This is a genomic window from Paenibacillus xylanivorans, assembly GCF_001280595.1.
GTDB lineage: Bacteria > Bacillota > Bacilli > Paenibacillales > Paenibacillaceae > Paenibacillus > Paenibacillus xylanivorans.
This window is the reverse complement of the sequence record NZ_LITU01000047.1, coordinates 1-364: the sequence shown is the minus strand read 5'-3', so window position 1 is coordinate 364 and position 364 is coordinate 1. Positions and strand designations below refer to the sequence as shown.

Genomic DNA, 364 nt, shown 5'->3' with positions numbered 1-364 from the left:
ATCACCACGGGAGTTGGCGTCTTTCGTTTGAGAATGTGCCCGTTGGACCGTCCTCGTCGAGGAGCGCAAGACGCACGGGATGTCGCGCGGCTTGCTCTACGGTGCCCGTGCCCTCAAAGTTGTTGAGATACGTCGCCGTGAAGCCTGGGCATACCGCATTGACCTTAATGCCTGTCGACTCGAGTTCAATGGCGAAGGCTAGCGTAATCGCGTTGAGAGCGGTCTTCGAGGGGCTGTAAACGGCGCCGAACATCTCGCGATGTGAATTAGTCGGATCCGCGTTTAACGTCAGCGACCCCGAACCGCTTGAAACGTTGACGATACGTGCTGCCGGAGCTTCACGAAGGAGCGGCAGCATCGCTTG

General features: G+C 58.2%; 1 protein-coding gene. It reads right to left on the bottom strand.

Translation table 11 applies throughout. The features are described 5' to 3' along the window. Position 1 precedes the first annotated feature (1 nt). Positions 2–364, bottom strand: a 363-nt coding sequence (locus tag AMS66_RS07585; RefSeq protein WP_144424439.1) for an SDR family NAD(P)-dependent oxidoreductase, incomplete at its 5' end; no start/stop codon positions are given.